Origin of the sequence: Maricaulis sp. MIT060901 (assembly GCF_047123815.1) — a bacterium.
In the GTDB taxonomy this organism is placed as follows: Bacteria; Pseudomonadota; Alphaproteobacteria; order Caulobacterales; family Maricaulaceae; genus Maricaulis.
The window spans coordinates 2,891,886-2,913,996 of the sequence record NZ_CP138920.1 but is presented as its reverse complement, the minus strand read 5'-3'; the positions used below and the strand labels follow the sequence as shown (position 1 = coordinate 2,913,996).

At 60.5% G+C, this 22,111-nt stretch carries 20 protein-coding genes; 13 read left to right on the top strand and 7 right to left on the bottom strand.

Going from position 1 to position 22,111, the window contains the following annotated elements; genetic code table 11:
* Positions 1-93: 93 nt before the first annotated feature.
* Positions 94-420, bottom strand: coding sequence for a UrcA family protein (locus tag SIC17_RS14355; RefSeq protein WP_291896421.1), 327 nt, complete (start codon positions 418-420; stop codon positions 94-96).
* Between the two features lie 271 nt (positions 421-691).
* On the opposite strand from SIC17_RS14355, the gene SIC17_RS14350 reads away from it, so the two are divergent.
* Positions 692-1,060: a hypothetical protein gene (locus tag SIC17_RS14350; protein ID WP_412545783.1), complete on the top strand. Its 369-nt coding sequence runs from the start codon at positions 692-694 to the stop codon at positions 1,058-1,060.
* Positions 1,057-2,061: a prolyl aminopeptidase gene (gene pip, locus SIC17_RS14345; protein ID WP_291896426.1), complete on the top strand. Its 1,005-nt coding sequence runs from the start codon at positions 1,057-1,059 to the stop codon at positions 2,059-2,061. The genes SIC17_RS14350 and pip overlap by 4 nt, the downstream gene beginning before the upstream one ends.
* On the opposite strand, the gene SIC17_RS14340 is transcribed toward pip, so the two are convergent.
* Positions 2,058-2,786, bottom strand: a complete 729-nt coding sequence (locus tag SIC17_RS14340) for a DUF2793 domain-containing protein (RefSeq protein WP_291896428.1) — start codon at positions 2,784-2,786, stop codon at positions 2,058-2,060. The two genes, pip and SIC17_RS14340, sit on opposite strands and share 4 nt — an antisense overlap.
* Before the next feature lie 154 nt (positions 2,787-2,940).
* Here SIC17_RS14340 and SIC17_RS14335 point away from each other — a divergent pair, with 154 nt between their 5' ends.
* From SIC17_RS14335 to SIC17_RS14320, 4 genes are read left to right on the top strand one after another with little or no spacing between them, the layout of a single operon-like run.
* Positions 2,941-4,365 carry a methylmalonyl-CoA mutase family protein gene (locus SIC17_RS14335; RefSeq protein ID WP_412545782.1) on the top strand — a complete coding sequence of 475 codons (1,425 nt, stop codon included), beginning with the start codon at positions 2,941-2,943 and terminating at the stop codon, positions 4,363-4,365.
* The gene (gene scpA / locus SIC17_RS14330) at positions 4,365-6,512 is read left to right on the top strand and encodes a methylmalonyl-CoA mutase (RefSeq protein WP_412545781.1); all 2,148 of its coding nucleotides are present in this window, start codon (positions 4,365-4,367) and stop codon (positions 6,510-6,512) included. The genes SIC17_RS14335 and scpA overlap by 1 nt, the downstream gene beginning before the upstream one ends.
* A gap of 55 nt (positions 6,513-6,567) precedes the next feature.
* Positions 6,568-7,941 (top strand): alpha/beta hydrolase family protein, encoded by a 1,374-nt coding sequence (locus SIC17_RS14325; protein WP_291896435.1) that lies wholly within the window; start codon positions 6,568-6,570, stop codon positions 7,939-7,941.
* A gap of 49 nt (positions 7,942-7,990) precedes the next feature.
* Positions 7,991-8,467 carry a CC0125/CC1285 family lipoprotein gene (locus SIC17_RS14320; protein WP_412545780.1) on the top strand — a complete coding sequence of 159 codons (477 nt, stop codon included), beginning with the start codon at positions 7,991-7,993 and terminating at the stop codon, positions 8,465-8,467.
* Here SIC17_RS14320 and SIC17_RS14315 read toward each other — a convergent pair.
* The 3 genes from SIC17_RS14315 to SIC17_RS14305 are packed head-to-tail and all read right to left on the bottom strand — an operon-like array spanning position 8,464 to position 10,469.
* Positions 8,464-8,832, bottom strand: coding sequence for an MmcQ/YjbR family DNA-binding protein (locus SIC17_RS14315; RefSeq protein ID WP_291896439.1), 369 nt, complete (start codon positions 8,830-8,832; stop codon positions 8,464-8,466). The two genes, SIC17_RS14320 and SIC17_RS14315, sit on opposite strands and share 4 nt — an antisense overlap.
* Before the next feature lie 2 nt (positions 8,833-8,834).
* Positions 8,835-9,425, bottom strand: coding sequence for a hypothetical protein (locus tag SIC17_RS14310; protein ID WP_412545779.1), 591 nt, complete (start codon positions 9,423-9,425; stop codon positions 8,835-8,837).
* A 3-nt stretch (positions 9,426-9,428) separates the two neighbouring features.
* The gene (locus tag SIC17_RS14305) at positions 9,429-10,469 is read right to left on the bottom strand and encodes a hypothetical protein (RefSeq protein ID WP_291896443.1); all 1,041 of its coding nucleotides are present in this window, start codon (positions 10,467-10,469) and stop codon (positions 9,429-9,431) included.
* A gap of 543 nt (positions 10,470-11,012) precedes the next feature.
* Between SIC17_RS14305 and SIC17_RS14300 the strand changes: the two genes are divergently transcribed.
* The 3 genes from SIC17_RS14300 to SIC17_RS14290 all read left to right on the top strand — a co-directional run bounded on the left by SIC17_RS14300 (position 11,013) and on the right by SIC17_RS14290 (position 16,451).
* Positions 11,013-13,352, top strand: coding sequence for a TonB-dependent receptor (locus SIC17_RS14300; protein WP_412545778.1), 2,340 nt, complete (start codon positions 11,013-11,015; stop codon positions 13,350-13,352).
* A gap of 136 nt (positions 13,353-13,488) precedes the next feature.
* Positions 13,489-15,531: a S9 family peptidase gene (locus SIC17_RS14295; protein ID WP_291896448.1), complete on the top strand. Its 2,043-nt coding sequence runs from the start codon at positions 13,489-13,491 to the stop codon at positions 15,529-15,531.
* Positions 15,528-16,451 (top strand): carbon-nitrogen hydrolase family protein, encoded by a 924-nt coding sequence (locus tag SIC17_RS14290; RefSeq protein ID WP_412545777.1) that lies wholly within the window; start codon positions 15,528-15,530, stop codon positions 16,449-16,451. Before SIC17_RS14295 ends, SIC17_RS14290 begins: the two co-directional genes overlap by 4 nt.
* Here SIC17_RS14290 and SIC17_RS14285 read toward each other — a convergent pair.
* Together SIC17_RS14285 and SIC17_RS14280 are read right to left on the bottom strand one after the other, a co-directional pair.
* Positions 16,448-17,077, bottom strand: coding sequence for a glutathione S-transferase family protein (locus SIC17_RS14285; RefSeq protein WP_291896452.1), 630 nt, complete (start codon positions 17,075-17,077; stop codon positions 16,448-16,450). The genes SIC17_RS14290 and SIC17_RS14285 overlap by 4 nt on opposite strands.
* An 8-nt stretch (positions 17,078-17,085) precedes the next feature.
* Positions 17,086-18,834: an amidase gene (locus SIC17_RS14280; RefSeq protein ID WP_412545776.1), complete on the bottom strand. Its 1,749-nt coding sequence runs from the start codon at positions 18,832-18,834 to the stop codon at positions 17,086-17,088.
* A gap of 288 nt (positions 18,835-19,122) precedes the next feature.
* On the opposite strand from SIC17_RS14280, the gene SIC17_RS14275 reads away from it, so the two are divergent.
* From SIC17_RS14275 to SIC17_RS14260, 4 genes are all read left to right on the top strand, one after another.
* On the top strand, positions 19,123-19,959 hold the full coding sequence (locus SIC17_RS14275; protein ID WP_412545775.1) for a hypothetical protein: 837 nt from the start codon (positions 19,123-19,125) through the stop codon (positions 19,957-19,959).
* A 63-nt stretch (positions 19,960-20,022) separates the two neighbouring features.
* A complete protein-coding gene (locus SIC17_RS14270) occupies positions 20,023-20,811 on the top strand; it encodes a hypothetical protein (RefSeq protein WP_291896457.1) in 789 nt (262 codons plus the stop codon).
* A 222-nt stretch (positions 20,812-21,033) separates the two neighbouring features.
* Complete coding sequence (locus SIC17_RS14265) at positions 21,034-21,357, top strand: hypothetical protein (protein ID WP_291896459.1); 324 nt, start codon at positions 21,034-21,036, stop codon at positions 21,355-21,357.
* Between the two features lie 61 nt (positions 21,358-21,418).
* Positions 21,419-22,084, top strand: coding sequence for a glutathione S-transferase (locus SIC17_RS14260; protein WP_412545774.1), 666 nt, complete (start codon positions 21,419-21,421; stop codon positions 22,082-22,084).
* Positions 22,085-22,111 lie beyond the last annotated feature (27 nt).

Sequence of the window (22,111 nt, the reverse complement as noted above, 5' to 3'; positions counted from 1 at the left end):
GGCTCCGCTCGTACGTACGAACACGAAAATGGGGGCCTGCAAGCAAGCCCCCTTTCGTAACGCTGAACCCTCTCAGCGAGATATGTAGCGCGTCTAGTTAATGGCGCGCGGGATGTTGGCGACGGTGAAATGGAAGTAACCGGCCTCACGAACACGCTCCTGCAACAGGGCCTCACCCTCGCTGACGGCGGCTTGCAGGCACTCCTGTTGGTCGGAGCGAAGTGACAGGGCGCGTGTGTCGCGATTCGCACAGACGTCTTCAGCGGCTCGCAGGATATCCGCGCGGATAGAGGCCTGGCCGGCTTCAGTCGCCAGATCTGCCGGATGGAAATCCACAATCTGGGTCGGCTCGGCCGCGGAAGCGCTGGCACCTGCCAGCAGGGTTGCAGCAATGGCGAGGGGGAGAATCGCATGTTTCATTGGGGGGACCTTTCTCTGCACCAATTGAACGATCCGCGCCCCACGATCTCATGCCGTGTGTGTGCTGAACCGTTGATGGGATCATCGCCCGGCGCACCTGTCCTCAGCATTTCGCCCGTATTAGACATTTGAGAACTTCTGTTGAGGTTCCGGACAGGTTTTCAACAGGTTCGTCTTCGCGCGCTGCCTCGGCTCCCATCTGCAAGCTCGGCCAGCATCTGGCCCCGCCATGTTGGCGGCGCTAAAACACGTGCGGGACCGAGGGGACGTCATGCAATCTGATCTGATGCGTGCAGGAGCAGCGCTTGTCGTTGCGGCCATGATGGCCGGTGGCGCGGTATGGGCGTCCCCCCATCTGGGCCTGGCAGCGGACCTGCCGAGAGAGGAGCGCCTCTACTCCATTCTCAACATCACCGAGGACCCGTCTGTCTGGGCAGCTTGCCCCCTGCATCAGCCGGCGCTGAGATCACAGATCGAATCGCGCCTTGCCGCCGAACGCCTGGATGGTGTTTTCAGCCCGATCGCGGAGGGGCCAGATGTAATGATGCATGAGGTCGAGGCGCGCCTCGCCGATGACGAGGTTTGCGACTGGACAATCCGCGTGAACTATCAGGGCAATAGTCATACGCTTGCGCGATGAGCGCGTTTTTCCCCGACATCACCCCCTTCAATTCCGGCCGTTTCGAAACGGGAGACGGGCATGAGCTCTTCTGGCAGGAATGCGGCAATCCGGCGGGTATCCCCCTACTCTTCCTGCATGGCGGGCCAGGTTCGGGGTGTTCACCGAAATATCGCCGGGTCTTCGATCCCCAGCGGTTTCGCATCCTCATGCTGGACCAGCGCGGCGCAGGACAATCCCGCCCGGTCGCCAGTCTCGAGCACAACACCACTGCTCATCTGATCGACGACCTCGAAATCCTTCGCGACACGCTCGGGCTGAACCGATGGATTGTCTACGGACCGTCCTGGGGCTCCACCCTTGCGCTCGCCTACGCGCAAGCTCATCCGGAACGGATCAGCGGACTTGTCGTACAGGCCGTCTTCCTGGGCACAGAGAGTGAGCTGAACTGGTGGCACAGTCCGGACGGGCTGCAGCGCTTCTTCCCGGACGCGTGGGACGCCTTCATCAGCCCGGTGCCGATACCCGCACGCGAAAGCGCCACAAACGTCATGGACTGGTATCTGGATGTCATGCGCGCGGAGCAGGCGGCAGGCTATCCGCTGCTGGCCAACTTGGCGACGGCCTCTCTTGACGAACTGCGGCGCTCCGCCGTCTATCGCTGGACTGAGTATGAAGACCGCACCTCCTACCTGGAAAACTCGCCGCAGGAAGTCCTGGAGAGCCTGCGCGAGCGTGGCGCGGATTATATCGCCTCACATTCCCTGATCGAGGCGCACTACTTCCAGAACCGGTGTTTCCTGAAACCCGACCAGCTTATCCAGGACGCCCACCGCCTCGCGGACATTCCGATGGCGATCCTGCACAGCCGGTATGACATGGTCTGCCCGCCTCAGTCCGCCTTCCGCCTGGCTGCGGCCTGTCCGCATGCGGACTTCCGTCTTGTACCGGTCAACGGGCACGGCATGACGGAAACGACACAGGCGGTGCTGCGGGAGATCATGAGTGGGTTTGAGGGTTAGTCCGGCGCTTCCGGCACCACGGCGTGGATAGCTACCCTCACCGTACCGCCAGCGAAATCACCCCCATTCGCCGTCAAAACAACGGGCGTTTCAGCGTAAAAGGCCTGGGGGCCGATCACGCCGACATTGGACGCGCCCGCGGCAATACCGAGTGATCCGCCGAACTTGGACGTCTCGCTGGCTATGCCGCAGTCGAAACTGGTGGCACCGTTGATCACGCTGATGGTTCTCACGGAGACGCCAAAGACGATTGCGCGATCAGGGATGGTGATCGTCGTCTGAACGCTTGCGCCCGCAAGAGCGCCCAACTCCTCCTCCAGCAAGACCGCCTTGGTCAGTGCGCCCATCTCGCCAAGCGCCAGGACGCGTTCGGAAGTCTCATAGGCTGCGGTCCAGTGCCCGTCTCCAAAGACACAGCGAGTGCCCTCATCAATCACCCAGCCCTGCCAACCGGTCTGAGGAATAATCTCGCTCCAGGAACCGTCCCGCCACAACGCTATCGAGGCGGTCGACATCGCGGACCAGTCGGTTCCGCTTGCTCCGGCCGGCAGGATCCAGGCCTGGCCATTCACGGGCGATGAGGGCTGAGCCGTGAGGACGCGGCTCTCCACGCTCAACTGAACCAGCGTGTCGAGACGCAGCAGGCTCTCATTCACGGTGACATGTTTCTGGGCCTGGTCCGGCATGACGAGCGGAAGTGACAGGCGCGGGCTTTGTTCGGACATGACGATCTCCTTGCTGTATGTAAAGCATGCAAGGTGGCCGGGGCGGGTGGAGAGGCTCGCGCACTATCCATGCGCATATCGCGCACTTGACGCAGGCCCCTCTCATGCCTTTTCTCCGCCCAACAGGATCATTGCGCCGCGAGGAATTTGTCCGATGAGCGAAACTATCCACACCATGTCCGGGGGATTTGCCGCAAAAACCGCCGAAGACTGGCGCCCGCTGGCCGAAAAGGCCCTGCGCGGAGCGGATTTCGACGAGACACTCGGGCGGGCCAGCGCGGATGGTATTGATCGCGGCCCGGCCTTTTTCGAGCGGGCTGACAATGCGGGTGCCGTGGACTTGCGTGAGCGCGACCTACACCTGCCCTGGGGCATGCGCGCCTCCATCGTTGAAGCGACTCCGGAAACTGCCAATGAAGCGGCTCTCGCAGATTTGATGGGCGGAGTTTCGGAGCTGGAACTCAATCTCGACCCGCGGGGCGAAACCGGTCTCGCGGCGAATGATGTCGACGCGTTGGACGCGGCCCTCAAGGGAGTCGACCTGTCTCTCGCTCCGATCCACCTCGATGTCATCCTGGGCCAGGGCACGCACGCCCATCACCTGCTCGCACTTTATGCGCGTCGTCGGATTGACGGTGAAACGCTCGAGGGCGGTCTGGGGCTCAACCCGATCGGCCGCGCTGCACGCCAGAATGTGGACTTGGATCCGGAGTGTTTCGACAAGGCCAAAGCCCACGTTCAGCTCTGCCAGGCCGCGTTTCCGAAACTGAAGACCTTCCGTGCTGACGGCGCCCTCGCCTTCGAGGCCGGTGCGACTGAAGCACAGGAACTCGCCGTCATGGCCGGCAAGGTCGCGGCCTACATGCGCCTTATGGGTGAATGCGGCATGAGCGCGGATGAGGCGTCTCAGGCCATCGAGATCAAGCTTGCAGCCGACACTGACATTCACCTCACCATCGCCAAGCTGCGGGCGGCACGCCGGGTATTCGCGCAGATCGCCAGCAGCTTCGGTGCAACACAAACACGCGCCAACATCCATGTCGTCACGGCAGGACGCATGCTCAGCGCCCAGGATCCGTGGACCAATCTGATCCGCAATGCCTGCGCAGGTTTCGCCGCAGCGGCCGGCGGCGCGGACTGCATCACCATCCGCCCGCTCACGGACGCGATCGCCCGCCCCGGCGGGTTTGCACGCCGCGTCGCGCGCAATCTCCACATCCTGCTGGCCGAGGAGAGCCACGCCGGCAAGGTCACGGACCCGGCAGCCGGCGGCTATTTGCACGAACACCTGACCGAGCAGCTGGCACAGAAGGCCTGGTCGTTGTTCCAGGACATCGAGCGCAAGGGCGGGCTTGTCGAGGCCTTTGGCGACGGATCGCTGCAGGCCGAGATCGCTGCGGCGCGTGAAGCCCGACTGCAGCAGATTGCCGATGGCAAAGAAATCATTCTGGGTGTCACCAAATACCCAGACCCGGATCCGAAACCCGTCGAGACTGGTGGTACCTGGGGCGAGATGACCTCCCCCGACAGCCCTCTTGCTCCCGTCTTGCTTGCGGCCTCCTTCGAAGGAGAGAAGTAATGCAGAACCCTGACTTCACTCAGATCGAGCTCGGCGCGCTGGAGACCGGCAATGATGGCGCTCGCCGCGAATGGACGCCGGCAGAAGGCATTCCGATCAAGTCGCAATACCGCGCCGGCGACAGCGAGGGCATTGATTTCCTGACCAGTGTTCCGGGCGCAGCGCCCTTTGTGCGCGGCCCCTATCCGACCATGTATGGCCAGCGCCCCTGGACCATCCGTCAATATGCCGGTTTCTCGACGGCGGAAGACTCCAACGCCTTCTACCGCCGCAATCTGGCCGCCGGCCAGAAAGGCCTTTCGGTTGCTTTCGACCTGGCCACTCACCGCGGTTATGACAGTGACCATGAACGTGTTGCCGGTGATGTCGGCATGGCCGGTGTGGCGATCGACAGCATCTATGACATGCGGACCCTGTTTGACGGCATCCCACTCGACCAGATGTCCGTCTCGATGACGATGAATGGCGCGGTCCTGCCGGTCCTCGCACTCTACATCGTTGCGGCCGAGGAACAGGGCGTCAGCCCGGATAAACTCTCCGGTACGATCCAGAACGACATCCTCAAGGAATTCATGGTGCGGAACACCTATATCTATCCGCCCCAGCCTTCCATGCGCATCATCTCGGACATCTTTGCCTATACCTCGGCAAACATGCCGAAATACAACTCGATCTCGATCTCGGGCTATCACATGCAGGAGGCCGGCGCGCCGGCGGATCTGGAGCTGGCCTACACGATCGCGGACGGTCTGGAATACATCCAGACGGGTGTGGATGCCGGCCTCGACGTGGACGCTTTCGCGCCTCGTCTCTCCTTCTTCTTCGGCATCGGCATGAATGTCTTCATGGAGATCGCCAAGCTTCGCGCGGCGCGCCTGTTGTGGGCCAAGCTGGTCAAGGAGCGCTTTGCGCCGAAATCCGACAAGTCGATCTGCCTGCGCACGCACTGCCAGACCTCCGGCTGGTCGCTGACGGCCCAGGATGTGTTCAACAATGTTGGCCGTACAGCACTGGAAGCCATTGCGGCGGTGGATGGTCACACCCAATCCCTGCACACCAACTCGCTGGACGAAGCCCTGGCCCTGCCGACGGATTTCTCCGCACGCATTGCCCGCAACACTCAGCTTCTGCTGCAGACCGAGGCTCATCTGTGTGACGCCGCCGACCCGTGGGGCGGCAGCCACTATATCGAACGCCTGACCCACGATCTGGCAGCCAAGGCGCTCGATCATATCGCCGAGGTCGACAAGCTGGGCGGCATGGCCAAGGCGATTGATGCCGGCATCCCGAAACTGCGGATTGAAGAAGCTGCTGCCCGCACCCAGGCGATGATCGATAGCGGTCAGCAGACGATTACCGGCGTCAACAAGTTCCGTCTCGACGAGGAAGAAGACGTTCCGGTTCTCAAGGTCGACAATTACCTGGTTCGAAAACAGCAGATCGAGAAGCTCGAACGCCTGCGCCAGGAGCGCGACAGCGCCGAGGTCGAAAGCAAGCTGGACGGGCTGGCCAATGCCGCGCGCGCGGGTGACGGCAATTTGCTGGCACTGGCCGTCGACGCAGCACGCGCCAAGGCGACCGTCGGCGAGATTTCAGACGCGATGGAGCGCTCCTTCAACCGCCATGTGGCAAAGATCCAGACGGTCAAAGGCGTCTATGCCGCCGCAGCAGGTGATGATGACCGCATCAAGCTGGCAAAACGATTTGCTGCAGACTTTGCAAAGCGTCACGGCCGCAAGCCCAAGATCTTGATCGCCAAGCTGGGCCAGGACGGGCATGACCGCGGCCAGAAAGTCGTCGCCTCGGCCTATGCCGACCTCGGCTGGGAGGTCGTCGCCGGACCGCTCTTCCAGACACCGCAAGAGGCTGCGGCACTGGCGGTGGAGGAAAACGTTCACGCCGCTGCAGCCTCGTCACTGGCGGCCGGTCACCTGACCCTGGTACCCGAGCTGCGCAATGCGCTGCGCGACAACGGGCGTGACGACATTCTGGTGATTGTTGGCGGCGTTATCCCGCCGGACGACGAGCCGGTCCTGCGCCAGATGGGTGCAGCCGCAGTTTTCCCGCCGGGCACAATCATCGCAGACAGTGCCATCGTGATGCTGGAGCGTATGGGCGTCGATATCGAGGCAGAATTGGCAGAATAAGCTGGTCGTCGGCCCCTTCTCTCCGCTAAGCTGATATTGGATCAGGAGGGGCCCCATGCGCTTTTTCAGTGTTGCACTGGCAGCCAGCATCACGCTCGCGGCATGTTCATCATCGGATGACGAGATCAGCGCTGACATGCGCTGTCTGGTCGGGAGTTACCGCGTGGCTACCGGCGATGTGATCGATGTCGGCCTGTCCAGTTCGGATCATTTGCGCTGGCGTGTCATGTCGGGCGAAGTGGGCCGCGTCAGCCGCGACGAGGACGGCGTCTGGACGGGCACAACGGGTTGGAGCGACCTGCCCCACACCGCCCGGCTGGCAATGACCACCTGCGGTGATGACGGGATAGAGATCAACGGCATTGATAGCCTGCAGGGTCATGCGACCCGCATCTCCCATGATATTCAGGACGTCCGCTTTACAGGCGCGGACGAAGAGCTCGCGGGCCGCCTGGTCATGCCAGCGGGCTACGAACCGGTGCCGATCGTTGTCCTCGTGCACGGATCGGAAGACTGGAGCGCGCGGGATTATGCCTTCCTGCAGCGGATGTTGCCGGCCCATGGCATCGGTGCCTTCGTCTATGACAAGCGGGGCACAGGCGCATCGACGGGGGAGTACACCCAGGACTTCGACCTGTTGGCTGCGGATGCGGCAGCCGCTCACCGAACTGCCCTGGAACTGGCCGCCGGGCGCGCCTCGAGCTCCGGCTATCTCGGGGGCAGCCAGGGTGGATGGGTCGCGCCACTGGCAGCGACCCTCAGCCAACCCGATTTTGTCATCGCCAGCTTCGGACTGGCGGAAAGCCCGCTGGCCGAGGACCGCGAGCAGGTGCAGATGGAATTGCGGGAGGCCGGTTATGATGACGCGGTGCTGGACCGCGCCCGCCAGGTCACCGACATCACCGGCCGGCTGCTGGCCTCGAATTTCCAGGACGGAGCTGAAGACCTCGCCCGAGTTCGCCGCGAATGGGGCGATGAAGCCTGGTTCCAGGAGATGCGCGGAGAGATAACCGGCGAAATGACCATGAGACCGCTGTGGCAATTCCGGATGGGCTATCGCTTCCTTGGCGTTGGCACCAGCTGGGGCCATGAACCCGTGCCCGTCCTGCGCAAGGTCGGTGTCCCCATGCTGTGGGTGCTCGCCGGTGCGGACCGAGAGGCGCCGTCGGCCCCGACGCGCCAGATCCTGACCGAATTGCAGAGCGATGGACACATCATCGATATCGCATTCTTCCCGGACACGGATCACGGGATAACGCGGTTTGTCGAAGCCGAGGACGGTAGCCGCCAGGGGTTGGGATATGCGCAGGGCTATCTGGAGATGCTGGTCGACTGGTCCCGACACCAGGCCTTCACCCAGACCTATGGCAACGCCGAGTTATCACCCTTTGCCGCCCCCCCGCTCGACGACCTCGCCAATGAGGATTGATCCAGCTGCCGCGACGGGCTTTCATAGGGCCAGCGTGAAGGAATTTCGAATGCGTGTTTTGCCTCCCATCCTGGCGTCTGCGGCTCTTGTCGCCTGCGCTAACACTCCGACGACCTATACCCCTGCGAACGGCCGTGACCGCGGTTATTCGGAACAGCAGATCGAGAGCGATCGCTTCCGGATTCACTTCGATGCGGGCTCGGACATGTCCCTTCGTGACGCGGAGGACATGGCTCTTCGGCGCGCTGCAGAAGTCACGCTGCTCAATGATGGCGAATGGTTCCTCGTCGTCTCTAGCTCGCGTGACGGCAATGAGCGCGACCCGGTCCGCGTTCGGACGGGTGTCAGCCACAGATTTGGTTCCGGAGGACGTTCAGGCACGTCAGTTGGCCTCGGCGTACACTTTGACGGCGATGCCGGTGAGAAGCGTGTCTCCCTGGAGATCCTTATCCGAACGGGTGAGATGCCGCAGGATCGGAACGCCTACAACGCAATCGATGTCCTCAACTACGCAGAAATCGACTAGTCGCTGAGCAGGCCCAGCTCTCTCTGCTTCTTCTTGGTCAGACCCGCCGCCACGAGACGGTGGCTCTCGCGGATATAGTCGCGCAGCGCAGCATCATCGAGGCCCGGCTCTTCATAATGCTGGATCCAGCTCATTCCCCGCGACGCAAGATAAGGCGCCGGCCGCAGGCCCGGCTGGTCTTGCAGGATTTCGAAGGAGATGTCCGAAACCTTGAAGGAAAGGCGGGGCCCCTCTTCCTCACTGAAGCCCGCGATCACGAAGACTTTGCCGCCCACCTTCCAGACATCATGCCCCCCCCACTGAACAACATGGCTGGTCGCCGGAAGAGCAGCACAAAACGCATGAAAATCATCCGCAGACCGCATGGCTAGCCGACGAGAGAACGGGCCTGCCCGACCCAGTCATCCCGGGTAATCCGGCCGCGTCCATTGATGAGGGCATCCCAGTCTTCAACATCCGTGTCGGACCAGGCGGCGATCTGGGCGAAACGGGTCACGCCGCCGTCATGCAGCGCCGCAGCGGCCTTTGGGCCCAAGCCCTTGATCTTCGTCAAATCGTCAGCTGGAGCATCTGCCTTGGCGGGCTTCGCCGCAGTCTTCCCGCGCTTGGCGGAGGGGGTCGGCTTGACCACTTTCGGAGTGGGTGTCTCGGCAGCCGGATCTGGTTCCTGCTCGTCTGCGTTGACTGCCCCGGTATCCGCCTCGGCTTTCGCTGGCGCGGGTGCACTCTGCGCCGGCACGGGTTGCACGTTTGGCGAGACATCTTTCTGGCGGGCTTCGGATTCACCTAGGCGACGGGCCAGGTTTTCATTTTCCGCGCGCAGGCGGGACGCTTCCGCCAGAGCCTGGTCAGCTTCAGCGCTTCGCGCATCACCGCTCCAAATCTGTCTTCCGAAGAACAGGCCCAGCGCAAACGCTGCCAACAGGATCAGTCCCATCTGCCAGATCAACCAAAACATGGCCTACCCCTCATCGCTTTCCACTTCGAACTGAAGCAATCGGACCTGATTGTTCTCCAGTACGATATTCAATCTCTCGGTTGGCGCTCCGGCCTGGACCATCAACGCCCGCACGCGGTCAGCCCGGCTCGCAGCCAACTCCGCACCGCCTTCTTCAACGCCAATCCCGATCCGCAACGTGGGCTCTCCGGGACAGGCCTGGAAAACACGAGCCATGCGTCGCAGCGCCACTTCAGTAAAGGGGCTGGGTTCAACACCGCCATGGTCGAAACGTAATTCGTCTTCATCAGCACTGCGAGCTGCCCGCAGAACAGTCTGGCATCCCGCGCTTCCGGCGATGGAAACTTCCGCCGGCGCTCCGGACGGAGTCACTACGGAAGCGGCTTCATATCCCTCGGGCATATTGACCAGGGCGCGCGTCACCGAACGGGCGATCTGCGGGTTGGCCGCTTCGCCGATCAGGGCTGCGGAAGTGCCGGAAAGATAAATGGAACCTTGCTCAAGGCGCGCCAATTGACCCAGCAATCTCCTGACCGCTTCGTCCCAGCCAGCGATTTCCTCACCGCCCGGAACAATCGTCAGGTCCACTGCGGAACCCTGGGAAAATGTCGCGGAGGAAAAGCTGCCGATTTCCTGACGCATGGCATCGGTTGCAGCGCCGCCACTGATATGGACACGGCCTGCGGAAATCATATCGCCGCGAATATAAAAGCCACGGGATCGGGTCTCGGCGACCATCTCATCGACAACACGGCTAATTCCACCGGCAACGCGGCCACCAGACCAGGTCGAGGCACGCACAATCGCGATCGCAGCCTGCTGTTGATCTTCGTCGGGGGCTGCGCCGGTCAAGGTGGCAACCTGGCCATCCATCCGAACCTGAGCCCAGCTATAGCCACGACGATCCAGCGCATCCTGGGCATTGGCCTGCAGGCGACGCTCAAGTGTTCCTACGGAAACCGGACCAAAATTCACGGCCAGCGCGGTCAATACCAGCCAGGCCCCGGCGGCCATTAGGAGAAGTCGTTTGGTACGCTGTGTCATCTCGCCTTCTCTCTACCCATGATCGTCGGCAGTCCGCCTAACACCCATTGCCCGATTCTAGTGGTGAAAATCACCTTAAAAAACAACTCATGACACTGACCTAGATAACACCGAGCCGACAGGCCTAACAAGTCTGACAAAACGGCTAAGTCACGCTGATAGAAAAGGGCAAACGTGAATTAAGCCATCACTTGCGAAGCAAAGTGGAAAAGTTCGGTCGTCTACGCGTTTACCTACAAGAGGAAACTAGATTAGGCTTCATCCCGCGGTGTCGGCCCAGATGCTTATCTTGTCTGATTTAGATGCGCTGGCCCGCTGGACTACCAGATGCGTCAGTCTAGGTCTTAAGGAGGAGAAAACAAAAAGACCACACCCGAACAAGAAGCATCTTCGCTTCAGCCAACACACCGACCGAAATGAGTGCTCGATGCGCGAACGGTCGAGATAGTCTGGTTCTGAAGAATCGTGACCGAAAGCTATCGAAGGCATGCCGCCCGGACTGAGGCAACAAATACAGACGGATCGATAATTAGGGGAGAAAACATGAAACTCGACATCACCAAAGCGCTCCTTGCGGGCGCTAGTGCCATTGCGATATGCGCATCAGGCGCCAACGCGCAGGACAACCAGGAACAACGCCGAGGCAGCGTTCAAAGTGTCATCTCTGACACAATCACCGTAACTGCAACAAAACGACCGGATGCGGAAGACGTTCAGGACGTCGCCATTTCGGTATCTGCATTTAACGCCAATACCCTGGACGCGCTAAACATGCGTGATCTTGAAAGCCTTAGCTATTCCATTCCCAACGTCACTCTCGATGACATTGCAACGTCGCGAGGCACCGCGAACTTTTCAATTCGGGGCCTGGGCGTGAATTCGTCCATTCCGTCGATTGACCCGACAGTCGGCGTCTTCATCGACGGCGTGTATATGGGATATAATGGCGGACTTGTCTTCGACATGTTCGATCTGGATTCCATCGAAGTTCTCCGTGGTCCCCAGGGCCTTTTGTTCGGTCGCAACACGACCGGCGGCGCGATCGTCATCAATACCGGTTCGCCGACGGACGAGTTCACCTGGGGTGCGCGCTATACGTTCGAAGGCCCCATGGATGACGACCGCGGCAGCAGCGCTCACACCCTGCAGGGCTATGTTTCGGGGCCGATTGTAGAAGGTGTCCTGAATGGTCGCCTGTCCATGTACCGCAACGACGATGGTGGCTATTTCACGAATCTGCTTGACGGCTCCGACCACGGTGCCAATGAAGCCACCATCATCCGTGGTTCGCTTGAGTGGACGCCGAGTGACGATCTCAGCATCCTAGCCAAGCTGGAAAATTCGTCCGGCGATGGCGACGGCCCTTCAACTCAGAACCGTGGTATTTTCGAACGCAGCACGTTCGATTTCTCGATCGACGAACGTGGGTTTTATGAATCAGATGCATGGCTGGGTTCGATACGCGCCGACCTGAACGTTGATTTCGGTAACGGCACGATCACCAATATTTTCGGCTTCCGTGATTCCGAAGGCAGCTCCTATGGCGATATCGATTCGACACCGGGCTTCTTCTTCCACTCGGGTTCCGAAACCACGCAGGAACAAATTTCCAACGAGCTTCGGTATGCGGGCACGTTCGGCAATGTCGATGTAACGACCGGTATCTATTATTTCGATCAGGAGATCGCCTATACCGAGACCCGTGATCTGCCGACCGTCTCTGCTGCACGCTTCTTCGGCGGTGGCCGCCAAGACCACACGGTCTTCGGCCTCTTCGGTCAGCTTGACTGGAATGTGACGGAGACTTTCATCGCAAGCTTCGGGCTTCGTTATTCGAACGAGGAAAAAGACGCGAGCATCACCTATATCCGGCCCCGGCCAGAGTGCTCGATCGTCGCCGGCACTTGCCCGTTCACGGGCACCAACCCGTTTGTTCCGGGTGAAAACAACGGCTTCACCGATGCTGATGAATGGTCGAACGTTACGCCGAAAATCGGGTTCCAGTGGTTCCCGGGTGAGAACACCAACATCTATGGTAACTACACGCGCGGCTTCCGTTCCGGCGGCTACAACTTCCGCATCACCGCACCTGCACCGTTCGAGGCCATCGTGGCCAGCAATGGTGGCGCCTACGCGTTCGATGAAGAATCTGTGGACAGCTACGAAATCGGCCTTCGTCATGAAACCGAAGATGGTCGCGGGCAGTTCAGCCTTGGCGCGTTCTTTACGGATGTTGCGGACATGCAGCGTGAGGTAAACGCCTCCGATCCGACCGCAGGTGTCGTCCAGACCATCCTGAACACGGCAGATGCCAGCATTTCCGGCTTTGAATTCGAAGGTCGTTATGCGCTGACCGACACTTTCCTGATCATGGCCAATCTTGGTCTGATCGATGCCGAATATGACTCCGTCGCCTTCAACATCTCCGCAGATCCAGGCGGACTCGTCGATGGTGCGGACCTGGCTCTCGCCCTGCCACGTGTCCCGGAAACCACTTGGGGCATCGGCTTTATCCACGATCTCGATCTGGGTAACTCCGGTACGGTGTCGACCCGCGTCAATCTTCAGCACCGTGATCGTATCGCGTACACGGACAGCAATTTCGGCTGGATCCAGGAAGCGGACATGCTCGATGCCAACCTGACCTGGTACACCCCGGTCGACGGCCTCGAGATCTCTCTGTTCGGTCGCAACCTGCTGGATGAAGTCCAGGCGGGTGGCGACACCCAGCTGCCCTTTGGCGGCAATGTCGCTCCGCTGTTCGGTCTGCCCAGTCTCAATGATGGCGTGAATGCGCCGTTCGGGGCGTATCCGGCGGTCGGAACCTTGTCCCCGCTGAAGCCGGGCCGGACTATCGGAATCGAGTTCACGATCTCCCGTTAGTAGATTCCAACACCACAAGGACAAGGCCGGGGTTATCGCCCCGGCCTTTTTATTTTGGAATTCAATGCGATTTGCGGTTCACTACCGCAGGACCTTCAGCCTGCCGATTTTCAGTTAGATACCCAGGGAGTATGCTGTGTCGATTTCCATCTGGGCGGCGATCCTCGCCGCCGGAGCGCTCCAGACTGCCGATGTCTCCCGCCCGTTTCTGCCTGAAGACGTGTTCGAGCTCGAAGCCATAGCAGCACCCCAGATCTCGCCCGACGGCGAATGGATCGCCTATGTGCGGCGTTCAAATGACCGTGGTGCCGATCAGGGCATGTCCAATGTCTGGCTCAGCCGGGCTGACGGCTCGCAACAACGTTCTCTGACACCCGGTGATGAAACTTCCTCAGCGCCGCTCTGGGCGCCGGATGGTGAGAGTTTTGTCTATGTCCTCCAGAACGAAAACGGCGCCAGCCTGATCCGATATTATCCGACCTCCGGTCGTCGAGCGACACTGACCCGCCTGGACGGTGGTCTCAATGATCTGGCCTGGTCGCCCGATGGTTCCATGCTCGCTTTTGTCGGCTTTGTCGGTGGCGCAGCACCACAGCCTGCCAGTCTCGGTGTAGAAGCAGACGAAGAGCGCTGGGCAGCACGGGCACAGGTTGAAGACCGACTGGTTTTCCGTCTCGATGGATTTGGCACCCTGCCCTATGGCGATCGGCAAATTTTCATCATGGACGCAAGCTCCGGCCGGATTACCCCCCTCACCCAAACCGCTACTGCTGGTATTGACGCCCTGGCCTGGGAACCGGACAGCCGGTCACTCATAGTTTCCGCGGACCGCCGGGAGCGAGAGACAGACCCGCCCAATACCGAACTCTACCGCATCGACCTAGCCGAAGACGGCTGGATGCAACTGACAAACAGGCTTGGCCCGGACACTGCACCCGCCGTGTCACCCGATGGGCGATACATCGCCTATCTGGGCTATGATGATCAGCGCATGGGGTATCACAATACGCGCCTCTCGCTGCTAGACACCCAGTCCGGCGAACACAGCGTACTGAGTGCCGATCTGGATCGCTCCCTCGCCAATCCGACCTGGTCCTCGGACAGTCAGGCCATCTACGTTCAGTACGAGGACAGCGGCGATACCGTGGTCGCCCGCATCCACCTGGATGGTCGTCTCGAACCCCTGGTAGGCGGGCTGGGAGATCCCGTGTTCGGTCGCCCCTATACAGGTGGCAGTTACAGCGTTGCCTCTGATGGGACCCTGGCCATCACCGGAATCACCGCGACCCGCCCGGCCGAGCTTTTTGTGGGCACGGCAGATCAGGGCTTCGTGCAGCTTACCGATGTTAACTCGGACGCCCTCGCCGGAATCCACATCTCCGATGCGGAAGAAATCCATTTCAACTCACCGCATGACGGGCTCGAAATCGAGGGCTGGGTCCTTTACCCGCCCGAGTTTGATCCGACCCAGCAATATCCACTAATCCTGGAGATCCATGGCGGGCCGTTCTCTGGTTATGGGCCTGTCTTTTCGGCTGAATTTCAACTGATGGCGGCGGCTGGCTATGTCGTGATCTACACCAATCCGCGCGGCTCCTCGGGGTATGGCGACCAGTTCGCGAATGAAATCCACCACGCCTATCCCGGCAATGATCATGACGACCTGATGGGCGCTATCGACTACATGCTCGACCGAGGCTTTATCGATCCTGAACGCCTTTTCATCACGGGCGGCTCTGGCGGCGGAACACTGACGGCCTGGGCCATTGGCACGACAAATCGCTTCGCTGCAGCAGCGGTGGTCAAGCCGGTTATCAACTGGTCGAGCTTCGTGCTGCACTCGGACCTTCCGCCCTTCTTCCTGCGCTACTGGTTCGAAAACCCGCCCTGGGAGGACCCGGAGGAATACTGGCGTCGTTCGCCGTTATCGCTCGTGGGGAATGTCGAGACGCCGACGCTGGTGATGGTAGGAGGAGCCGACCTCCGCACACCTGGCTCGGAAGCCGAACAGTACTACACGGCACTACGCGTTCAGGACGTTCCAACGGCCTTCGTCACCATTCCGGACAGTTTCCACGGCATTTCCAATTCCCGGCCCAGCCGCCTGCTGACCAAGGTCGCGGAAATTCTGCGCTGGTTCGAAACCCATGACCCTGCCCGCGAGGACGCCTCACAATGAGCGAGATCAAGCTGGCCGCTGTTCAGGCTGCCCCAGTATTCTTCGACAAGGCCGCATCGACCGACAAGGCCTGTGAGTGGATCGCCAGGGCCGGCAAGCAGGGAGCCGATGTAACAGCTTTCGGCGAGACCTGGCTGCCGGGCTATCCGTTCTTCATCGAAGCGCCACTGAGCGAACTCTGGTGGGAAGCTGCAGCGCTCTATCTGGAAAACGCCGTGCTCCTTGACGGGCCGGAAATGGCGCGCATCCGGAAGGCGGCCAAACTGGCTGGAACAGATGTCGTCATCGGTATCGCCGAACTCGACCCGGCAACGAAGAGCAGCATCTACGCAAGCCTGGTCTTCATCTCGAAGGACGGAGAATTGCTGGGGCGCCACCGTAAGATCAAACCGACCCATCACGAACGCTCGGTCTGGGCGGATGGTGATGCCAAGGGCCTCAAGGTCCATGAGCGCCCCTATGGTCGACTATCCGGTCTCAATTGCTGGGAGCACAATATCGTCCTGCCCGGCTTTTCCCTGATCTGCCAGGGCACCCAGATCCACGTGGCCGGCTGGCCCGGACGCGAACCGGAAACGGCGCCCAGTGATCCGGTCTGGTCACGACAGATCCTGCTGTCACGCGCTTTTGCAAGCCAGGCCGGCGCCTATGTGATCGCTCCGGCCGGTCTGCGCCTGACCGAACATGTGCCGGAACGTTTCCGCGAACTCAGCGCCTTCGAACACACCGGCCAGAGCGCGATCATCGATCCACGCGGCGAAATCATCGCAGGACCGGCAGATGGTGAGACCATCCTGATGGCCGAAGCGGATCTGGAAGAAGTGCGCAAGGCAAAATCCGCCTGTGACCCGGCCGGGCATTATTCCCGACCGGACCTGTTCGAGGTGCGCCTCGAGGGCGACAGGATCTATCCGCGCTAGGCCGACGCGCTGGGTCGCGCCTTGACCGCCTGGTACCAGGCCAGGAGGTGCGTTTGCGCCTCGTTCGGCATGACTTTCACCCAGGCAGCAAACTCCACGAAAATGAAGCCTGTGATATCCGCAGCGGTGAAGTTATCACCTGCGAGGAATGCACTCTCGGCAAGCCGCTCGTCCATAATAGCCAGGAAATCCTGCGCCCGGGCTCGACCGCGCTCGGCCAGCTCCGGCACCTGGGCATAGGCTTTGGGGCCAGTCAGCGCAGCATCCGCGAAGGAACGTGCCTTGTTGCGAAGGGCTTCCGCGACCGCGAAGAAACCCTCCTGCTCGCACCGAGCGATCCATTCGGCGACCAGGGCCTTTTCAACCGGATCACGGCCCAGCATGGGCGGCTCCGCCCGCATTTCCTCGAAATAGCGCGTGATCGCCATGCTGTCGCACAACACCGTGCCATCATCGAGTGCCAGGGCTGGCACCGTGCAGCGCGGATTGATCTTGCGGAATTCCTCACCCAACTGCTCACGGGCGCCGAGATCGATCTGTCGAGTCTCGACCTCGATCCCCTTTTCGGCCAACAGCATGCGGACGCGGCGCGGACTCGGCGCCTGATGGTAATCATACAGGATCATGGCTTTTCCTAGCTGAACAGCGGCGGCCGCATATCGGCAACACCCAACCGGTTCTCGATTTCACGCCCCAGCGCCAGAATGTTCCCCTCCTGGAACAATGGCGCCCAGAGCGAGGTCGTCTGGGGCACACGATACAGCGTGTCCGGATTGGCCGGCTCGACATCGAAGGCAGCACGGCTGGCGATCTCGTTGAAGCCGGATTTTATCGCGAGCTGGGGGTGCCCTGTATAGTTGGTGATCGTCAGCATCGCACCGGCGAAATTCGGACCGATCATCGCATCCAACCCTTCGAACAATGTATGCATCTCCCGCATAACCTGTCGCCGGAAACGGTCCACATTGATCAGATCTATGGCTGAAATGAAACGCGCCTGGCGCCAGGTATTGGGCCAGGCGAACGGTGCCTGCCAGCGCAGGTCGTCATCCTGATCGGTCAGGGTGAGTTCCTCGAAGGCCGCCGCGGATTCCGCCTCAACCACAGCAAAAAGCGCGTCGTATGGCAGGTCGGGCAAGGTGATTTCGACCAAGTCTACACCGGCAGATCGTGCGGCCTCCAGCGTGGCGCGATCCGCATCCGACCCCTGCTCGAACCAGGCAGGGTCAAAGCCCACGCGCATACCGCGCACATCACGGGTGAAGTCCGCAGAAAAACCCATGTCGATGGCTCCGGGGTCCTGGCGATCGAAACCGTTCAGGACTTCGAGCACCAGGCCGGTATCCTCCACCGAACGTGTGATCGGACCGATCTTGTCGAGTGACCAGCACAGGGCCATGGCGCCGTGGCGGGAAATACGTCCGAATGTCGGACGCAAGCCGGTCGTGCCGCAGCGATTGGACGGTGAAACAATGGAACCGAGCGTCTCGGTGCCGATCGAGAAAGCGACCAGGCCGGCCGCTGTCGACGAGGCAGACCCGGCGCTCGAACCGGAAGAGCCCTCTTCCGGGTTCCAGGGATTCTTGGTCACACCGTCAAACCAGATATCACCATAGGCAATCGCGCCGTTCGTGGTCTTGCCCAGCAATACAGCACCCGCTTCGCGCAGACGATCTGCGATGAAGGCGGTCTCGCTGGCGACCCGGTCCCGATACGGTGTCGCACCCCAGGTCGAAGCGATATCGGCAATATCGATGATGTCCTTCATGCCATAGGGGATGCCGTGCAGCGCGCCTCGATACTGTCCGGCGGCGATTTCCCTGTCGGCATCATCCGCCTGGGCACGCGCTATTTCCGGCGTCACTGTGACAAAACACTGTAACACACCATTATGGCGACTGATGCGCTCCAGATAGATATCGGTCAGGCGGCGGGAGCTGAGTTGGCGCCGTTCAATCCACTGTGACAAGCGCCAGACCGGAGCAAAGGCGATGTCAGTGTCACCGGACGGCAACTGACCTGCATCCTGCCCGGAACGAACAAGTTGATTGTCCTGCTCGGGGTAGTCGACATTGAGCAGGCGCGGATCAAAGGAACAGGCCGGCGCGAGCTCGTTGGGCTTGGAGATGCGGCGGAACCGGCTCATGCGGTCAATCCACGCCTCCATGCCATCCACCATCATCTGGCGTTCAGCGTCCGTGTAGCGCACATCGAAAATCGCCTCGGCCGAGCGAATGGTTTCTTCTGTTAGGGGAGATTCGGTCTCCGGATTCGCGGTTGAGGCGCCATTTTCTTGCCCCAATGCGGCCGATCCCCCGCCCGCGAGGACCATGCCCGCGGCGCCTGTCTTGAGAAAATCGCGTCTGGATCCACCTTTTTTCATCATCACTCTCCCCATGTGAATTCTGTTATATATCTGATGCTTCGAAGCGTTATCGGCAAGTCCTGATGGCCATTTTATCGAAAGATCGCCAAATCGCCGAAAACTGCCCCATTGTGCGCCACATTTAGCTCTTAACCCTATTACTCGAACCATTCCGGTGAGCTGAAAACGGGGGAGGCCATGACCGCTGAAGCTCCAATCCAATTCCCGCCAAGACCGTCGTCGCCAGACGCCGGGCACGGTAATTACGAGCTAGAAAAATATCGGCAGATGCATTCGCCGGTCGAGATGACTCGGCTGGACAATGCCAAGTCGCTGGCACAGGCACGCCATGCCGATCTGCTGCACTTCCGACAAACCTGGGACGGCGCAATCGAGCCGCCGCAGGAAGTCGCCGAGGGACAAGCCCAGCCGCGCGGCCGTCAAAAGCCGATCGAGCGTGCAGCCGTTTATCCGAAGTCGCACATCCTGCACTTCTCGGTTCTGGCCTCCCTGGTCCTCTTCGAGGGACTGGCCAATGCCTATTTCTTCTCCAAGGGCTCTGATCTGGGCCTGCTGGGTGGCTGGCTGCAGGCGATCACCGTGTCCTTCACCAATGTCATCGCAGCCTTCTTCCTGATCGGCTTCCTCGGCTCGCGCCTGATGACCAACCCTCATCGCCCGATGCATATGGCAATGGGTGCGGTTCTGATCGTCGCGACCTCCATCGCTCTGATCGCGCTGAACCTGACCGCAGCCCACTTCAGGGACTTGCTGGAGTTCAACGCCGCAACGTTGGCGCTTGGCGGAGCTGAAACGACCGGAGAGGTCCTGGCACCTGTTACGGAAGCCCGGATGAACCCGTTCGGTTTCCAGACGCTGGAAGCTTTGCTGCTCTTCATCCTGGGTACGACCTTTGCCGCCATTGCAGCCTACAAGGGCCGCACTTTCTCTGACCCGATCCTTGGGTATGGCGGTGTCACCAAGCGCCTGGAAAGTGCCGCACGTGACTTGCAGAAATGCACGGAAGCGGGCTTCAAGGACGCCAAGAAAATGTCCGAGGCAGAGCTGGAATTGCTGGTCGAGGCCAATGAAGTTCTGCGTGACGTCAACGCAGATCTCGCCGGACCGGGCGTTCGCCGCTAAAGTGCACGAACAAGCCTCCGGCTCACCGGGCCGGGGGCATCCAGCGGAGCGACGGGGGGATAAATGTCGGGACGCGATATCGTAGGGTTCTTCAACCTGATCATTGTTGCCGCGATCCTTGGCGGGATCAGCTACGCAGCCTTCATCCTGAAGCCAGCCGAGTATGACAGTGATACGCTTTGCATGGTTGGTGTCACACCGCCCCATCGCGTCGTCATCATCGACAAGACGGACCTTTATTCACCGCAGCAGGCTGGCTCGATCGAAGGAGTCATCCTGTCCGAACGCGACTCGCTCGAGGTCGGCGAACGCCTCTCTCTCTACGAGCTCAATGAAAGCGGGCAGTTGCGCAACACCAACCGTTTCTCGCTGTGCAATCCGGGCGCCGGAGAGCAGGTCAATCCGCTCTATCGCAATCCGGACCGTGTCCAGGCGCGTTATGAATATCTCTTCTCAGGCCCGCTGGACCGTGCCCTGGCTGACTTGATCAGCCCCAAGAATGCACCAAACAGCCCGATCATCGAGGCGATCGCCCGCCTGAGCCAGGACCCGCAATTTGACCGCACCGTACCGGGCCGTCGCATCGTCCTTGTCTCGGACATGCTTCAGAATTCGGAGATCTTCACGGTCTATGGCCGCAGCCGCGGTGACCTGCGCGACCGCGTACCACCAGCCCGGGATGTCGCGAACGCCATCCGTGAGACCTATGGCGACAGCCTGCGCGGTGTAGAAATCGAAATCCGCCTTATCCCGCGCGACCGCTGGGAAGCCGAACAGCGTGGTCCGCTGCGCAGTTACTGGAATGAAGTGTTCGACCAGCTGGGCACTCGCGTGCGCTGGTCAGGCATTTAGACGCCACCCTACTGCGCCCGGTGTTCATAGCCGGGCGTGGGCTATCCCTTAACGATCAGACACTACCCGGCCCTCGCGGATGCTTGGCCGCTGAGATCAAGGCGCTTTACGCCCTTATCCACAGCGGAGGGCGGTGCGAGCGGTCAATTCTTATTCATCGCCGACTCAAATCGATCCACAATATGTTGTGCCTTGGGAGATGAATGGCACTAGGGATAGAAAATGGTCGATTTCCACACCTACCGGGATGCAGACTGGATCTGGAACCAGAGTCGCAATAACCCCACCGTCAACGAGGACATTCTCAGCTTCTGCTCGAGATCTCCTCACCTGGTCGATTTCGCCTATCGGTTGGCCGACCATGGACATCTGTTCGTCGGCCAGGTTGCGCGGCTTTCCAACTTCACGCTGGCCGACATCGCTGGTGGCCGCAAGGAAGTGGCAGAGCAATTGCGACTGCGCCTGCAAGGTGACGGGCTGGACAGCGGCATGCGCCTGGACGGCTGGAATCCTCCGGGAAGTGTCACGGATGATGTTGGCGAATAACCAGCCTTGAGCTCTGGGAAAGACGCGCTATCTCTTGACCGCCGACAGGAGCTAGCGTGCCATGATTACCGTTCACCACCTCAACAATTCACGATCCCAGCGCATTCTCTGGCTGCTGGAAGAGATCGGCGTCGACTATGAGATCGTGCGTTACCAGCGTGATGCAGAAACGATGCGTGCTCCACAGGAATTGCGTGAGGTCCATCCGCTCGGCAAGTCGCCTCTGATCACGGACAACGGGCAGACCTACGCTGAATCTGCCGCGATCATAGAATATCTGGTGGACACCTATGGGAACCAGCTGAAGCCTGCGACCCACGATGTGCATTACCGGGACTATGTCTATTGGCTGCACTTCTCGGAAAGCTCTCTGATGCCACCGCTGCTCGTGAAACTGATTGGTGACCGATTGACCGAGGCCAAGGTGCCGTTTTTCGTCAAGCCGATCGTCAAATCCATCTCCAAACAGATGGAAGCCAACTTCTCCGGTCCCGAGATCAGCTCCCTGCTGGAGTACATCAACAACCATCTCGGCAAAAACACATGGTTCTGTGGCGAGGAATTCAGTGCTGCCGATATACAGATGAGCTTCCCGCTCGAAGCTTCCGCTGCTCGCGCGCCCGGGTTTTCCAGCTACGCCAATATTGTATCCTTCGTCGACCGCATCCATGCCAGACCGGCCTACCAGGCCGCGCTCGAACGTGGTGGCGAATACGATTACGCATAAAAAAGGCCCCGCTAGCGGGGCCTTTGT

Excerpts from the sequence above, each read along its gene's own strand:
- SIC17_RS14275 (WP_412545775.1), top strand. The coding sequence starts at position 19,123 with ATGACTCGGCTGGACAATGCCAAGTCGCTGGCACAGGCACGCCATGCC.
- scpA (WP_412545781.1), top strand. The coding sequence starts at position 4,365 with ATGCAGAACCCTGACTTCACTCAGATCGAGCTCGGCGCGCTGGAGACC.
- SIC17_RS14280 (WP_412545776.1), bottom strand. The coding sequence starts at position 18,834 with ATGAAAAAAGGTGGATCCAGACGCGATTTTCTCAAGACAGGCGCCGCG.
- SIC17_RS14350 (WP_412545783.1), top strand. The coding sequence starts at position 692 with ATGCAATCTGATCTGATGCGTGCAGGAGCAGCGCTTGTCGTTGCGGCC.
- SIC17_RS14270 (WP_291896457.1), top strand. The coding sequence starts at position 20,023 with ATGTCGGGACGCGATATCGTAGGGTTCTTCAACCTGATCATTGTTGCC.
- SIC17_RS14305 (WP_291896443.1), bottom strand. The coding sequence starts at position 10,469 with ATGACACAGCGTACCAAACGACTTCTCCTAATGGCCGCCGGGGCCTGG.
- SIC17_RS14315 (WP_291896439.1), bottom strand. The coding sequence starts at position 8,832 with ATGCGGTCTGCGGATGATTTTCATGCGTTTTGTGCTGCTCTTCCGGCG.
- SIC17_RS14320 (WP_412545780.1), top strand. The coding sequence starts at position 7,991 with ATGCGTGTTTTGCCTCCCATCCTGGCGTCTGCGGCTCTTGTCGCCTGC.
- SIC17_RS14310 (WP_412545779.1), bottom strand. The coding sequence starts at position 9,425 with ATGTTTTGGTTGATCTGGCAGATGGGACTGATCCTGTTGGCAGCGTTT.
- SIC17_RS14300 (WP_412545778.1), top strand. The coding sequence starts at position 11,013 with ATGAAACTCGACATCACCAAAGCGCTCCTTGCGGGCGCTAGTGCCATT.
- SIC17_RS14340 (WP_291896428.1), bottom strand. The coding sequence starts at position 2,786 with ATGTCCGAACAAAGCCCGCGCCTGTCACTTCCGCTCGTCATGCCGGAC.
- pip (WP_291896426.1), top strand. The coding sequence starts at position 1,057 with ATGAGCGCGTTTTTCCCCGACATCACCCCCTTCAATTCCGGCCGTTTC.
- SIC17_RS14325 (WP_291896435.1), top strand. The coding sequence starts at position 6,568 with ATGCGCTTTTTCAGTGTTGCACTGGCAGCCAGCATCACGCTCGCGGCA.
- SIC17_RS14285 (WP_291896452.1), bottom strand. The coding sequence starts at position 17,077 with ATGATCCTGTATGATTACCATCAGGCGCCGAGTCCGCGCCGCGTCCGC.
- SIC17_RS14335 (WP_412545782.1), top strand. The coding sequence starts at position 2,941 with ATGAGCGAAACTATCCACACCATGTCCGGGGGATTTGCCGCAAAAACC.
- SIC17_RS14355 (WP_291896421.1), bottom strand. The coding sequence starts at position 420 with ATGAAACATGCGATTCTCCCCCTCGCCATTGCTGCAACCCTGCTGGCA.
- SIC17_RS14265 (WP_291896459.1), top strand. The coding sequence starts at position 21,034 with ATGGTCGATTTCCACACCTACCGGGATGCAGACTGGATCTGGAACCAG.
- SIC17_RS14260 (WP_412545774.1), top strand. The coding sequence starts at position 21,419 with ATGATTACCGTTCACCACCTCAACAATTCACGATCCCAGCGCATTCTC.
- SIC17_RS14290 (WP_412545777.1), top strand. The coding sequence starts at position 15,528 with ATGAGCGAGATCAAGCTGGCCGCTGTTCAGGCTGCCCCAGTATTCTTC.